Origin of the sequence: Deinococcus sp. AB2017081 (assembly GCF_034440735.1) — a bacterium.
Lineage (GTDB): Bacteria > Deinococcota > Deinococci > Deinococcales > Deinococcaceae > Deinococcus > Deinococcus rufus.
The window spans coordinates 2360116-2373698 of sequence record NZ_CP140098.1 but is presented as its reverse complement, the minus strand read 5'-3'; the positions used below and the strand labels follow the sequence as shown (position 1 = coordinate 2373698).

Annotated in this window: 18 protein-coding genes and 1 tRNA gene; 12 read left to right on the top strand and 7 right to left on the bottom strand. The window is 68.0% G+C overall.

Annotated elements, in window-relative coordinates:
* The first annotated feature begins 40 nt into the window (after positions 1-40).
* The 8 genes from U2P90_RS11465 to U2P90_RS11430 all read left to right on the top strand — a co-directional run bounded on the left by U2P90_RS11465 (position 41) and on the right by U2P90_RS11430 (position 3490).
* Positions 41-439 carry a hypothetical protein gene (locus U2P90_RS11465; protein ID WP_322472205.1) on the top strand — a complete coding sequence of 133 codons (399 nt, stop codon included), beginning with the start codon at positions 41-43 and terminating at the stop codon, positions 437-439.
* Complete coding sequence (locus tag U2P90_RS11460; RefSeq protein WP_322472204.1) at positions 426-857, top strand: hypothetical protein; 432 nt, start codon at positions 426-428, stop codon at positions 855-857. Before U2P90_RS11465 ends, U2P90_RS11460 begins: the two co-directional genes overlap by 14 nt.
* Positions 850-1173: a hypothetical protein gene (locus tag U2P90_RS11455; protein ID WP_322472203.1), complete on the top strand. Its 324-nt coding sequence runs from the start codon at positions 850-852 to the stop codon at positions 1171-1173. Before U2P90_RS11460 ends, U2P90_RS11455 begins: the two co-directional genes overlap by 8 nt.
* Positions 1174-1905 carry a M15 family metallopeptidase gene (locus tag U2P90_RS11450; protein WP_322472202.1) on the top strand — a complete coding sequence of 244 codons (732 nt, stop codon included), beginning with the start codon at positions 1174-1176 and terminating at the stop codon, positions 1903-1905.
* Positions 1902-2237, top strand: coding sequence for a hypothetical protein (locus U2P90_RS11445; RefSeq protein WP_322472201.1), 336 nt, complete (start codon positions 1902-1904; stop codon positions 2235-2237). Before U2P90_RS11450 ends, U2P90_RS11445 begins: the two co-directional genes overlap by 4 nt.
* Positions 2238-2283: 46 nt before the next feature.
* Positions 2284-2784 carry a hypothetical protein gene (locus U2P90_RS11440; protein WP_322472200.1) on the top strand — a complete coding sequence of 167 codons (501 nt, stop codon included), beginning with the start codon at positions 2284-2286 and terminating at the stop codon, positions 2782-2784.
* 82 nt (positions 2785-2866) lie between these two features.
* Positions 2867-2989: a hypothetical protein gene (locus tag U2P90_RS11435; protein ID WP_322472199.1), complete on the top strand. Its 123-nt coding sequence runs from the start codon at positions 2867-2869 to the stop codon at positions 2987-2989.
* A gap of 228 nt (positions 2990-3217) precedes the next feature.
* Positions 3218-3490, top strand: coding sequence for a hypothetical protein (locus tag U2P90_RS11430; protein ID WP_322472198.1), 273 nt, complete (start codon positions 3218-3220; stop codon positions 3488-3490).
* A gap of 123 nt (positions 3491-3613) precedes the next feature.
* Here the strand turns inward: U2P90_RS11430 and U2P90_RS11425 are convergent, their stop codons facing one another.
* The 3 genes from U2P90_RS11425 to U2P90_RS11415 form a co-directional block, all read right to left on the bottom strand.
* Positions 3614-3868, bottom strand: a complete 255-nt coding sequence (locus tag U2P90_RS11425; protein ID WP_322472197.1) for a hypothetical protein — start codon at positions 3866-3868, stop codon at positions 3614-3616.
* On the bottom strand, positions 3865-4125 hold the full coding sequence (locus U2P90_RS11420; RefSeq protein WP_322472196.1) for a hypothetical protein: 261 nt from the start codon (positions 4123-4125) through the stop codon (positions 3865-3867). The genes U2P90_RS11425 and U2P90_RS11420 overlap by 4 nt, the downstream gene beginning before the upstream one ends.
* A 156-nt stretch (positions 4126-4281) precedes the next feature.
* Positions 4282-4431, bottom strand: coding sequence for a hypothetical protein (locus U2P90_RS11415; protein WP_322472195.1), 150 nt, complete (start codon positions 4429-4431; stop codon positions 4282-4284).
* Positions 4432-4651: 220 nt separating this feature from the next.
* On the opposite strand from U2P90_RS11415, the gene U2P90_RS11410 reads away from it, so the two are divergent.
* A tRNA-Leu gene (locus tag U2P90_RS11410) sits at positions 4652-4720 on the top strand.
* A 216-nt stretch (positions 4721-4936) separates the two neighbouring features.
* Positions 4937-7015, top strand: coding sequence for an NPCBM/NEW2 domain-containing protein (locus U2P90_RS11405; protein ID WP_322472194.1), 2079 nt, complete (start codon positions 4937-4939; stop codon positions 7013-7015).
* Between the two features lie 221 nt (positions 7016-7236).
* Here U2P90_RS11405 and U2P90_RS11400 read toward each other — a convergent pair whose 3' ends face one another.
* The 3 genes from U2P90_RS11400 to U2P90_RS11390 form a co-directional block, all read right to left on the bottom strand.
* Positions 7237-8409 (bottom strand): hypothetical protein, encoded by a 1173-nt coding sequence (locus U2P90_RS11400; RefSeq protein WP_322472193.1) that lies wholly within the window; start codon positions 8407-8409, stop codon positions 7237-7239.
* 417 nt (positions 8410-8826) lie between these two features.
* Positions 8827-9030 carry a hypothetical protein gene (locus tag U2P90_RS11395; RefSeq protein ID WP_295821090.1) on the bottom strand — a complete coding sequence of 68 codons (204 nt, stop codon included), beginning with the start codon at positions 9028-9030 and terminating at the stop codon, positions 8827-8829.
* A 64-nt stretch (positions 9031-9094) separates the two neighbouring features.
* Positions 9095-9517: an Hsp20/alpha crystallin family protein gene (locus tag U2P90_RS11390; RefSeq protein ID WP_295821091.1), complete on the bottom strand. Its 423-nt coding sequence runs from the start codon at positions 9515-9517 to the stop codon at positions 9095-9097.
* 49 nt (positions 9518-9566) lie between these two features.
* Here U2P90_RS11390 and miaA point away from each other — a divergent pair, with 49 nt between their 5' ends.
* Positions 9567-10487 carry a tRNA (adenosine(37)-N6)-dimethylallyltransferase MiaA gene (gene miaA / locus U2P90_RS11385; RefSeq protein WP_322472192.1) on the top strand — a complete coding sequence of 307 codons (921 nt, stop codon included), beginning with the start codon at positions 9567-9569 and terminating at the stop codon, positions 10485-10487.
* 128 nt (positions 10488-10615) lie between these two features.
* Entirely contained in the window at positions 10616-11857 is a 1242-nt protein-coding gene (glgC, locus tag U2P90_RS11380) for a glucose-1-phosphate adenylyltransferase (RefSeq protein WP_295821093.1), read from the top strand.
* Between the two features lie 60 nt (positions 11858-11917).
* On the opposite strand, the gene U2P90_RS11375 is transcribed toward glgC, so the two are convergent.
* On the bottom strand, positions 11918-13564 hold the full coding sequence (locus U2P90_RS11375) for a methylmalonyl-CoA mutase family protein (protein WP_322472191.1): 1647 nt from the start codon (positions 13562-13564) through the stop codon (positions 11918-11920).
* Positions 13565-13583: the final 19 nt, after the last annotated feature.

Below are 13583 nucleotides of genomic sequence, written 5' to 3'. Positions count from 1 at the left end.
CCGGCGTGGGTCTTCCCGCACGTGGGCCGCGGTGCTGGGCGTGGGGTGGCTGACAGCCACGGCCGCGCTCCTCGCGCCTCCCGCGCCCCCGTCGTGCCACCTGCAGGTCATTCCGGATTACACGCTGGTCGTGGCGTACCGGGCCGTGCTGCGGCCATCGCCCGCGTGCGCGTGGAACACGGTGCTGCGCGTCCGGAAGTCCAGCACCCTGAACGTGGTTCGAGACGGCGCGCCCTACCAGCCCATCCAGCCCGAGCGGGGTGCGTGGGAGGTCGCGTCCGCCGCGCACCCCGTCACCCGGCCCGTGCCGAACGCCGAGCTGTGGACGCTGCTCCGCCCACCCTGGCGCTGGGAATGGTTCGACGAGAACGCCCCGAATACGGTGACCGGCACACCCGGCCGGTGGCGGCCAGCGGAGGTGCTGCGTGCCGCCCCGTGACCCACTGTTCTGGGATGGGGTGGCGTGGGCCACCCGCATGCACCTGGTCGGAGTGCACGTCCTGTTCGGAGTGATCGCCATCATTCGGCAGAACCTCCCGCTGCTGTTCACGGGGTACAGCGCCTTCGACGACTCGTTCCCCTTCGCCACGTGGGGCCTGTGGAACCTGGCAGCGGCCTTCTTGCTGTTCGTGGTGCCGTCGCGCGTCCCTTTCGGCATGATCGTCACCCCGTTCAGCGCCCTGCTGCTGTTCTGGATCGGAGCCATGTTCTGGCAGGGAGGGGGCCTCATCTTCGGCTCGGCGTGCTTTTACGGGTACGGGCTGCTGGGCGGGGCACTGTTCATGCGCTCGCTGTGGCTGACCATGGTGCGCGTCCGCTGGTTCCAGCGGTACGTCATGAGGCAGCGGCATGGCTGAGGGGTCGACCAAGACCGCCCTGGACACGGCCATCACGCTGCTGGGCGGCACCACGGGTCTGGCCGCCCTGGGCGTGCTGATCCGGGGCATCTTCACCGGCAGCAGCGGGCAGGAGAAGGAGATGCGCGAGGGGCTCGCCGAGCGGGTGGGCGTCCTCGAAGCGCGGGTGACGAGCCTGGAGGCCCGGCTGGAAGCCGTGACCCGCAACCGCGATGCGTGGCGCTGGGCCGCTCTGAGCGCCCGGCTGAAAGCTGAAGAGCTGGCCGGCAAGTGTGGCGTGCCGGCACCGACCTGGATCGACCCCAAGGAGGACTGAGTGACCCCATTTGATTTCGCGGCAGCAATCAAGTCTCGGCCGGGTGGCGGAACGCGGGCCGACCTGGTTGGGTTCTACGGCGACCCAGCAGCTGGGTGCACCCAGACGGGCAAGGGGCAGTTCACGCCATCGGCCGCGTTCGCCGCCCAGATCGTCAGCCTCCCGACAGCGAATCTGCCGGGCTTCCCGCCGTTTGGCACGCAGCCGGTCGCCGCCATCCGCCTGCACCGCGAGGTCGCCCCCGTGTTCGCGGCCACGTGGGCCGAGCTCGACCGGCGGGGCCTGACCCGGCACCTGCACACCTACAGCGGCAGCACGGTCTACCGGCACATGCTGTGGAACTACGCCAATCCCGTGAGCCTGCACGCGTACGGTGCTGCCATTGACTTCGACGCGGGCACGAACGGGTACGGTCTGCCCCCGGCCCGGATGCAGATGCATCTCGACGTGGTGCGCTGCTTCGAGGAGTGTGGGTGGCACTGGGGCGGGCGCTGGAACCCCACCGACGGCATGCACTTCCAGTGGACGGATCCGCTGCCGGGCGTGCCGGTCATGCCGTGGCAGGACGCGATGGCGCAGCCCGCTCCGGAGCCAGGGCCGCCCGGCCTCACCGTGCAGCTGCGCGACCTGCGCGGCGAGCTGGTGCCCGCCCCCCGCACCCGCCAGTGGGTCTACAACAACACCCTCGTGACCATCGACGGCCTGGCCGTCACCCTGGAGCGCCGCCCATGACCCAGCCCCCACCGATGGACAAGCCCGTCACGCAGTCCCGCACGTACCTCGGCGCCGCCCTCCTGCTGCTGTGGCTGGCCGGCACGGTGGCCCTGCGCGTGCGGGGGCTGCCGGATCTGCCCGCCGAGTTTCTGGTCATCCCCGCCGCGCTCATGGGGGTGGGGATCCGGGACGCCATCAGCCGGAACACGATCGAGACCCGTGAGGCGAAACAGGCCGCCCAGGTGGCGGCCCAGGTCGCCGTGAGTCCGACCGATCCGCGCGGTGCGGCGATCGAAGCCGTGCCGGACGCCCTCCCCCTGACGCATCCCGCGCACACGCTCCGCGACTGATCAGCCCCGTCTCACGCCCGGCCCCGTGCCCACTCTGGAGACCACCATGAAGAACGTTGCGTTACTGACCAGCCTGCTCGCCCTCGCCGGCACCGCCACCAGCGCCCAGGAGACCGCCCTGCAGACCTGGGTGGACACGCACCTGCCCGTGCTGATCACCAAGGCCCAGGAGCTGCTGCGCCCCCCGTTCACCATCGGCAAGCTGATGGCCCTGGCCGAGGAGGCCGTCACGGCGGTACAGGAACTGAAGGGGGTTTTCAGCGGGCAGCAGCGGGCGAAGGCGGCCCAGCTCGTGCTGATCGTCGCGGCCCGCGCGGCGCTGCCGGACATGGTCGAGCCGTGGGTGATTCCGCTGCTGAGTGGAGACGGCATCACCGCGTTCATCGAGGCCGCGTTCCAGAAGGTCTTCGGGCCGGAGGCGGTGCCGGCCGCCGGCATCCCGGTCGATCCCAGCGGGGGCGACAACGCGCTGGGCCGTCCGGCCACCGACAGCGACTTCGCGCCGAGCTTCAACGACGCGCCGCTGGACACCACACCCAAGCCCTGACGTATCGGACGACTTGAGCCAGAGGCGTTCATGTGGCGTACCGGTCAGATTTGGGGGACGTCGCGCCGAGTACGGTCAAGCGGTGCCGAAGACGCCACCACCCCGGTTCGACTCCGTTCCCACCTGGGTGCTGGTCGTGCTGGTCACCGTGGCCCTCATCCTGTTCGTCGCCCTCATCATGCAGGGGCTCACCGCGCGAGGCTGAATCGGTCAGAAGAAGGTCAGCCGACACACATGGACGGCGCGCATGGAGGGGAGCAGCACACCGCAGGACGGTCAACGATCGGTCGTGAGGACGCCCCGGCACTCGCGGCATTCACAACGGGGAACACGCCCTGACCGGTGGTTCTTCGCTCGGCACCCGGCGGTACCGCACCATCCAGATGGGCATTCGATGTCAGATGACTGCAGTTCGAATACTGTGGGCGGCGTCGTGCCCCCCCGATCCCTGCCCACCGCTGAGCGGCCACCCCGAGAGATCCTGCTGCAGATCATCGACGAACTCACTCAGGATCGTCCTGACCGCGACTTTCGCCTGTATGAGGTCATGGAGCGTCTGAAGGTGGGCGACTCGACCATCCGCGCGTCCTACGCCCGGTTTTACGTGACGTCATACCTGTGCGCAGACGCCCCACACTGCCGGCACCGCGACTTGGATCGCGTCGGCCCCGGCTGGTACCGTCTGCGTGACGGCGGCGGCAACTGAGCTCCCCTATGCTCAGAACCTGACGTTTGGGACGTCATGGTGTGCAACCGGTCACGTGCGGAGGAGATCAACGTCGTTCATCGCCCCATCCCGGCCGACACCGGGATGGGGCGATAGTTCGTTTCAATCCTGAATCCGCAGCACCCACCACTGCGACCCATTCCACTCGACGTCGAACCGGGCGATCTCCAGCGTGACCGGCCCGCACGCGAGCACCCACACGTCGCGCGAGGGCTCGCCGAGCCAACAGCGCCCGCCGGCCCGGAACTGATCCAGCTCCTGACTGAGCCGGTACGTGCGGCCGTCCATCTCGATCACCAGCGGGGTGCCCGAGGACGTCAGCTGTGGCGCCGAGCACGGCCGCTGGGTCGCCTTCACCCCACATCCTCCAGATTCAGCCAGTCCAGGGTAAAGAAGGCGGCATCGACCAGGGGGCGCACCAAGTCATCCACCTCGGCCGGCCACGGGCCTGAGTACAGTCGGACGGCGATCGGCAACCGCCGGGTGGAAGGCCGCAGCACCAGGGTCGCGCCGTACTCGTCGGAGAGGTGGCGGCGGAGCTCCGCCAGACCGTCTGGGACGACCTCCCATGCGGCCGGCACCAACAGCGTCAGCACGGGCCGGGGTTCGTCCATACCAGAAATCTAAAGCCGGATTTGGCACACAACTGTGACGGTTCAACTGGGCGGGTTGCCGACCGTGTGGGTGCGCCACCACCGCTGAACCTCGCCCGCAAGCCGCACCGTCCCGTACACACCAGCACCCGTCACGACTGGTAAGGCGGCCGCTTCCTAATGGTGGGTCGGATCATTCCACGCGGCCACGAAGGCCCCAGCACTGCCCACCGCCATCCCGAGGAAGAGCCGCGTCGCGTACCCCATGAGGAGCCCCATGCCGACACGGCGGGCCGTGAGCTTCGGGACGCGGGCGGGGCGGGCCATGGCCGCAGCGGACGGGGTGAGCACGCTCCCGGTGCCGCACCCCGCCGTGGCCCAGCGGCCGACCGATCTCCAGGGCTGGCGGGTGGTCATCGCCGTGCGGAATGTCGTGCGTAATGCGACGCGGAACGACCCGGTACCTCCGGGGATGGGGTGGCATGAGCGGAGGCGGGAATGCCGTCCAGAACGCGACTGGGGGGGATGACGCGGGAGGGCGGGGGCGGGGCGGGGCCGGGGATACGGTCACCTTACAAGCGATTGGTCGGGGGTTCAAATCCCTCACCGCCCACCACGGATTGGCCCGCTGCGCGCGGGCCATTTTCAGTTCCGGGAGAAGGAGCCGCGTGCGCGGCCTGACGCCGGGACACCGCCAGGGCACACTCCATGCGGCATGGCGCGTGCTTCATTCGCGAAGACCGGACAGGATCTACGCTGCTACAGTTCCATCACGACACACCAGAGCCCGGGTCACCCCGGGCGGTCTGCCTTCACCCAAGGAGGTTCCACCATGGACGAGAACAGCAGTGGTGCCCCCCCGTCGAGCGGGGTGTGGCGGTGGATCGGCCGACACGCGGCCATCGTGACGGTGGGACTGACCGGCCTGGCTGCATGTGGCCACGCGGTTCCGGACAGCGCCGGCGGGTCACCGACCAGCCGTCCGCTCCTCACGGCCCAGGCCATCGATCCGGGTGACAACACCCTGAGCAACGAGCCGTTCGTGGCCGTGACAAACGGCTGGGGGCCGGTGGAGCGCAACCGGAGCAACGGAGAGACGGGCGCGGCGGACGGCCGCCCCATCACCGTGGACGGCACCGTCTACGCCACGGGATTCGGTGTCCATGCCGCGTCGTCGATGACCTTCAACGTTCAGGGGCGCTGCCGTACCCTCACCGGAACCGTCGGAATCGACGATGAGGTGGGCAGTCGCGGCAGCGTGGTGTTCCAGGTCTTCGGGGACGGTGTCCGACTCTTCGACAGCGGTGTGCTGACCGGAGCCAGTCCGGCCCGTGCCATCTCGGTCGACATCACGAACCGGACCGAACTGCGGCTTGCCGTGACCGACGGCGGCGACGGCGGGTCGTACGACCATGCCGACTGGGCCGGCACCATGCTCAGGGCGTGTGGCGCCGCTCCGGCCACGGTGGCCCCAGCACCGGTGGTACGTCTCAATGCCGGTGGAGCGGCCCAGACGGTCGACGGCGTGACGTGGGCGGCGTGCGCGGATGTGGCGGCGTGCCAGGGCTATGTGCGGGGCGGCTTCGCCTACACGCCGGCCGTTCCACCAGCCATCGCCAATCCCGCGCCCCCGGCCAACGCCACGGTGCTCCAGTCGGAATGGACCGGCGGTGAGTCGCAGGGCATTCCGGCGGGCGCCTCCGCGTTCAGCTTCCGCATTCCGGTCGTCAACGGCCCGTACCAGGTGCGGCTGCAGTTCGCGGAACTGAGCAAGACCGCGCCCGGTCAGCGGGTGTTCGACGTCCGGCTGGAGAACGCCACCGTGCTGAGCAGCTTCGACGTGTTCCAGGCGGCCGGCGGCGCGGCCCGCAGTGTGGTGCGCTCGTTCGACGTCACCGTGCAGGACGGTGCGGTCGACCTGGACTTCATCCGGGGCGTGGAGAACGCCACGGTGAGTGCCGTGGAGATCCTGCCCAGGACGGTGGCGTGGACGGCCCGTACGCCCGCGCCCAGCACGCTGTACGAGGCCCAGGGCGCCGCAGTGAACGGCAGGCTGCACGTGTTCGGCGGGTTCTACACCAACCTGAACGGGACGAAGCCCGCCGCGACGCGTGGGGCGTGGGTGTACGATCCCGCGACCGACCGCTGGGCGACCCGCCGCGAGATGCCCGAGGCCCTCACCCACGCCGGCACGGCCGTGGATGGCGCGGCCATCTATGTCGCCGGTGGATTCCTGGGCAACCATCCGGGGCCGCAGACGGCGCACGTGTGGCGGTACGACACGGTGCTCGACACCTGGACGGCGATGCCGCCGCTGCCGGCCGCGCGGGGTGCCGGCGCGCTGGTGCGCCTGAACCGGCGCCTGCACTATTTCGGCGGCACCGAGCGCAGCGCGACCGGGGCGTACATCCGCGACACGCCGGAGCACTGGGTGCTCGATCTCGATGCCCCCACCCGCTGGATGCCGCGGGCCCCCCTGCCCAGGGCGCGCAATCACCTGGCGGGTGTGGTGCTCGGCGGCCTGATCTATGCCGTCGGTGGACAGTCTCTGGGCAATGAGGCCTACGGCAACGTGACGAACGTCGATCGCTACGACCCGTCCACGGACCGCTGGACCGCGGTGGCCCCCCTGCCCATGCCGCTGGGGCACATCACGGCCTCCACGGTGGCGTGGCAGCAGCGGCTGGTGACGGTCGGAGGCGTGACCACGGCCCGGACCGGCGGGCAGAACGAGGGCGCGGAGTCGGGTGCGGTGCTGTCCTATGATCCGGCCGCGAACCGCTGGTCGGCGAGAAGCGCCCTGCCCGCCGTGCGGCAGTCTCCAGTCGCGGACGTCATCGCGGATCAGCTGATCGTCACCACCGGTGCAACGTCCAGTGGCCCGGTCGACACCACGTGGCTGGGCCGGTGAACCGGGGCGCCGGCTGATTCCTGAGCGTTCGAGACTGTTCCGTCAGTCTTGCAGGGACGTTGATCTGAACACTGCCTGTGGCCCGATGTCGTAGTCGGTCATTGCGTGGCAGGGGGCGCAAGTGCGGTGGTCGTCCAGACACGATTGGGCCGTCCATGCGGGCGACTGGGGGCATGGCGATCGGTTCCCAGCATGCCCCCCCAAATAGTGTCGAACCGGTATCAGGGCTTTGGCGGATCGTAGGGAGGCACCACGTCCGCGTGTACCTGTACCCGCGTCTCATTGCCCGAGGTGTCCTGCGCGACCACCGTGTAGTCGTGGGGCACAGTTGGGTCGCCACCGGTGTAGGCGAGTGTTCCAAAATCATCGTCGTCAATGGGTCGGCTCGGGTCGTCGGTGCTGGCCACCAGCCGCACGCCCTCGAAGATCTCGACCCGGGCCACTCCGACGGTATCCCTGACCTTGATGAAGATCACAGACACGCCCCGGTAGCCCTCTGATCGCGCTTCCAGCAAGGGACGTTCCAGATCTACCCCCAGCCCCGTGGTGGAGTAGTATGGCCGGCTGAAAGTCACGCCGAAGGTGGCAACGGTGGGGTTGGGTGTCGCCAGTCCCTGAAGTTTCTGATACAGCAACACATCGGTGTATCCACTTTCCGGTTCCGGCGACGTGACCTGAATGCGCTCACCCAGTTTGCTTGTCTCCAGCACCGTCACGCCGTGAGTCTCGGAACCAGTCGTCTCGAAGAAGGAATAGTCGGACAGCGGTACGGCGTAGCGCTGACCGCCGGCGACTTCCGGCGTCTGGACGATCAGCTTCAGGTCGAGGGTCTGGCCCGGCAGCACGTAATTGACCGGCAACACGGGCTCCAGACTCACCTCGCCGATCAGGGTGCGCAACCTAAAGGTGACGGAGTCTTCGGAAGGCCCACCCATTGCGGTGATCGTCTGGTTGCTCTGGAGATCGTAGGCGAGGGCAACGCCGCTGGTCGTGGCGGTGAGGCCCGTCGCCTCGAAGTCATAGGTGCCTGGCGCGAGACGGATTTCGGCCGTCATCTGAGCAGGAGTCAGTTCGATGTAGTCATGGCTACCGTTCGGATTCTGGTTGCCGTCGGCATCGAAACGAAGGGGAACGCTGCCTCCGTCCGTGCTGTATTCCTCGTAGACCTTCACATGCACAGACTGGACGGCGGAGGTGCCATCGTCTTTGAATGGAACCCCCTGGGGCTTCAGTGAGGCGCTCTTCACGCCATCCAGACCGCCAAGATGCAGAGTCAGCGGAACGAGCGTCGGCACAGACGCGGTCGTGGGCGTCTGGGAGCCGCATGCCGCGAGCAGGGCGGTAACAGCGACGGTGCCAAGTGAACGGATCAGAACCGGGGGCAATACTCGCATGGCGTCTCCAGTGATGTGGTAAAGCAAGATGTGGGCATGACGGGGCGATGGACGTCCTGAACTCCGGCGGCCTAGGTACACGGCACGGCCTGACGATAGAGAATGGGTTTCTCGATCAGTGCTGTGCAGCCAGTGAATAGATCAGGCGCGTCGGGCGCATGACGTCCCGCACGAGTGATCTGAACTGGATGACTGAACTGTAGTGGGATGGCGTGTCGTCGGGTAGGGGGTTAACCCACGTGGCCTGGATCGGCTGAAGCTTCATGAAGCCGTCCCAAGCAGGTGTGTCGCCGCACCCTCGACAATCAGGACGCAGATCGAACGGGCCGGGTACTACACATCACTCGTTGTCTTCGCTCAGATGAAACAACCCCGCCAGGAGCGGGGTCGTCACAACCGTCGTGTTTTGAACCTGAATCAGTGCAGGCGCGTGACCTTCACGCAGCGCCGACCCTGGTTGTCGAAGTAGGTCTTGCCGATGCGGTAGGTGCCGGGCAGGCCCACGATTTCGGCCACACTCGCTTCCGGGGGCTTGGGATCACTTTTGCGGATGTGGATGGCCTCGACGGTGGTGTCCACGAGCGACGCCCCGATCTGGTCAATTCTACGAAGAGTCGACATCCCACCAGAGTATCCCACCGGGCCTCAGCGTCACCGGAGCCCGGTCACACTCGCCGGACAGCGGTCACGGCGCGTCGTGGCCACCCGGATCGCCACCGGCATCCAGGTGCTCGGCATCGACGTCGATGGTCGGATGACGTTTCTGGAACCGGACCGTCAGGATCCCGTGGGCGAGCTGCGCCTCGCCGGTCTGGGGCAGGACGTCCTGAGGGAAGGTGAGCGAGCGGCGGAACGCGCCTGAGGGCCGGTCGCCGCCCAGCAGGCGACCGGGTGCGCTGCGTTCGCCCGCCACCGTCACGGTGGGGCCCTCCTCCAGCAGTTCCAGGGTGTCGGCCGCCACACCGGGAACATCCAGATGCAGCACCAGGTGCGTGTCCTCGTCCGTCCAGTCGGCGGCGGGGATCCACGGGCCGCCCGTGCCCAGGGTCTCGACCTGCTCCCGCAGGGTCATCAGCTGGTGCAGTCGCGCGAGTACCGGCTCGTTCATGCCCTTCACGCTAGCATCAGATGGCGTGGGATTCCGTAGACTGCCGCGCGTGATCCGCGTCCCGATCCTGACCGCGCCGACCGCCTCCGGGAAATCGGCGCTGGCCGTCCGGGCGGCGCTGGCTGCACCGGTTCCGGTCGAGATCATCGCGGTCGACGCCTTCACGGTCTACCGGGGCCTGGACATCGGCACGGCCACCCCCACGGTCGCCGAACGTCACGGGGTGCCCCACCATCTGCTCGATATCGTGGACGTGACAGAGAACTATGACGTGGCCCGATTCGTGGCGGATGCCGAGGCGGCCGTCCAGGCCATCGTGGACAAGGGCGCCGTGCCCCTGCTCGTCGGCGGCACCGGCTTCTACCTGCGGGCCCTGCAGCGCGGCCTGCCCACCACGCCGCCGTCGGATCCCGAGATGCGGCGCGCCGTCGAGGCCGAGTTGATTGCCCGTGGGCTGGAGGCCCTGCTGGCCGAGATCCGCGCCGCTGATCCGGCGGAGGAGGCCCGGATGCAGCGCAATCCCCGTCGGGTCGTCCGGGCCGTGGAACTGCTGCGGCGCACCGGGCGTGTGCCGGGGGACTACCCACTGCGGCCACCGGCCTTTGCGTGCGAGGTGATCGCGTACGGGCGTGCGGCGGACGAGACCACCCACCGGATCGCGGAGCGCACCCTCGGCATGCTGCGTGCAGGCTGGCCGCAGGAGGCGGCGTGGCTCGCCGCGCATGTCGATCCGGACACCGAGCCGCAGCCGACCGTGTGGCAGGCACTGGGCTACCGGGACGCCCTGGCGGTGCAGCGCGGACACCTCTCCGTCGGGGCGGCGGCCACACGGATCGACCTTGCCACGCGGCAGTATGTGAAACGGCAGGCCACCTTCATCCGGACCCAGCTCGGGGCCACGCCGCTCACCGAGGCGGAGGCCGCGCGGCTGCTCGCGGCGCGCCTGGCCGGGGGTGCCGGCGAGGTCTAGGACTCTGTGACCTCGCTAAGTAAACCGTTCAGGTCAGCTGGCCCCAGCACGCTAGAGTGGCGGCACGTCCACATCGCGTCCCGGTGCACCGACCGGGCGCATACGCCTTCTTTCCGTAGGGGGAACTGATGAAACCACGTGTCCTGGGCATGATTCTCGCGGGCGGGCAGGGTTCACGTCTCGCGCCGCTCACGCAGAAGCGCAGCAAGCCCGCCGTGCCGTTCGGCAGCAAGTACCGCATCATCGATTTTGCCATCAACAACTTCATCAACTCGGGTGTGTTCAGCATCTACGTCCTCACGCAGTACAAGGCGCAGAGCCTGACGGAGCACATCCAGCGCGGATGGCGCTTCGGCACGTTCCTGAGCGACTATTTCATCACGCTGGTGCCGGCCCAGATGTACCGCTTCGAGGAACTCGGCCCGGTGTGGTACCGGGGCACCGCCGACGCCGTGTACCAGAACCTGCACCTGATCGACAACCACGACTCGGACTACGTGGCGATCTTCAGCGGCGACCACATCTACAAGATGAACGTCGAGCACATGCTGCAGCACCACATCGACACGCGCGCCGACCTGACCATCGCGGCGTACCCCATGCCGCAGTCGCAGGCCCACCAGTTCGGCATCATGCACGTCGATGACCGCTGGAAGGTCACGGACTTCCTGGAAAAGCCCAAGGATCCGCCCGCGATCCCCGGCCAGCCCGGCATGAGCCTGACCAGCATGGGCAACTACATCTTCTCGCGCCGGGCCCTGGAGGAACTGCTGGAGACCAACATGGCCGGCGGCGAGGAGGGATTCGACTTCGGCGGTGACGTGATCCCACGCGCCCTGGCCGACGGCTACAACGTGCAGGCCTACGACTACCACCGCAACCCGGTGCCCGGTCAGGTCGGCCCGAACACGTACTGGCGCGACGTCGGCACCCTGGACGCCTATTACGAGGCGAACATGGATCTGGTGAGCGTGAATCCCGAGTTCGACCTGTACAACCCCGAATGGGTGCTGCGCACCAGCAGTGAGTTCAGCCCGCCCGCTAAATTCGTTCACGAGACCGACGGCCGCAAGGGCCAGGCCTTCAACTCGATCATGGCCGGGGGCTGCATCCTGAGCGGCGGTACCGTCCGCGACTCGGTGCTGGGACGATCCGTCCGGACGCACTCGTACTCGCTCGTCGAGAGCAGCGTCCTGTTCGACGACGTCGAGGTCGGCCGCAATTCACACGTCCGCAACGCGATCATCGACAAGAACGTCCAGCTGCCGCCCGGCACCAAGATCGGCCTGGATGTCGAGCACGACCGGGCCCGGGGCTTCACGGTCACCGACAAGGGCGTCGTGGTGGTGCCCAAGAGCTACACCTTCTAGGCACCGCTCGAACGGCAGACGCCCCGGCATCCCCGGGGCGTCTGCCGTTCACCTCGGTGCCTACACCAGGGCAGGCTCGGTATACACGCCATAGACGCCCTTGAGCACGTCCATCTGCTCGCCCAGGGTGGCGTAGGCGTGGGCACACTCCAGGAAGGCCGGCATGGAGTTCGCGCCGGTCACGGCGGTGTCGCGCAGGGCCGCCAGTGCGGCGTCCACGCGGGCAGGGTCACGCTCACGCCGCACCTGGGCCAGACGCGCTTCCTGCACCTTCTCGACCTGGGGGTCGATCAGCTGGATCGGCACCTCGACGGCGTCCTGCACGAAGTCGTTCACGCCCACCACGATCCGGTCTTTCGTCTCGACCTCCCGCTGGTAGCGGTAGGCGGCCTCGGCCATCTCCAGCTGGAAGAAGCCCGAATCGATGCCGGCCTCGACGCCGCCCATGGCGCGGATCTGCTCGATGTAGCCCAGCGCCGCCGCCTCGATGTCGCCCGTCAGTTTCTCGACGTAGTAGCTGCCGGCCAGCGGATCGACCACGCCGGCCACGCCGGTCTCATACGCGATGATCTGCTGGGTGCGCAGGGCGATGGTCGCGGCCTCCTCGGTCGGCAGGGCCAGCGCCTCGTCGAAGGCGTCGGTGTGCAGGCTCTGGGTGCCGCCCAGCACGGCGGCCAGGGCCTGGATGGCCACGCGGGCGATATTGTTCAGTGGCTGCTGGGCGGGGAGGCTCACGCCGGCCGTCTGCGAGTGGGTGCGCAGCATCCAGCTCCGGGGATTTTTGGCACCGTACCGGTCGCGCATCTGCCGGGCCCAGATCCGGCGGGCCGCCCGCAGCTTGGCGATCTCCTCGAAGAAGTCGTTGTGGATGTCCCAGAAAAAGGAGATCCGGGGCGCGAACTCATCGATGTCCAGTCCGCGTTCCAGCGCCTTCTCGACATAGTGGAACCCGTCCGCGAGCGTGAACGCCAGTTCCTGGACGCCGGTCGCCCCGGCCTCACGGATGTGGTAGCCGGACACGCTGATGAAATTCCACTTCGGCACCACCTTCGGGCCCCACTCGAAGGTGTCGATGACCAGTTTCACGCTGGGGGCGGGCGGATAGATGAACTCCTTCTGCGCGATGAATTCCTTGAGGATGTCGTTCTGGATGGTGCCGCCGACCTGTCCCAGATCCTTGCCCTGTTTCTGCGCGTTGGCGATGTACATGGCCCAGACCGCGTTGGCCGGGCTGTTGATGGTCATGGACGTGGTGACGGCGGTGGGGTCGATGCCCCGGAACAGGATTTCCATGTCGGCCAGCGAGGACACGGCCACGCCGCACTTGCCGACCTCGCCGCGGCTGAAGGGATGATCCGAGTCGTAGCCCATCAGGGTCGGGAGGTCGAAGGCCGTCGAGAGCCCGGTCTGCCCGGCCCCCAGCAGCGCGTGGAAGCGCTGGTTGGTCTGCTCGGCGCTGCCGAAGCCCGCGAACATCCGCATCGTCCAGAGCTTGCCCCGGTACACGCTGGGCTGTACACCACGCGTATACGGGAACTCGCCGGGATAGCCCAGGTCGCGTTCCGCGTCCCAGTCCTTCAGGTCGTCGGCCGTGTAGATCGGCTCTGGCTCCATGTCCGAGAGGTTCTTGAAGGTGTACTTGCGCTCCGGGAACTTCTGTGCGGCGGGGCTGTAGACGCTGTGCATCCACTCGTTCTTCGTCTTCATGCGGTGACCTCCGAGACCA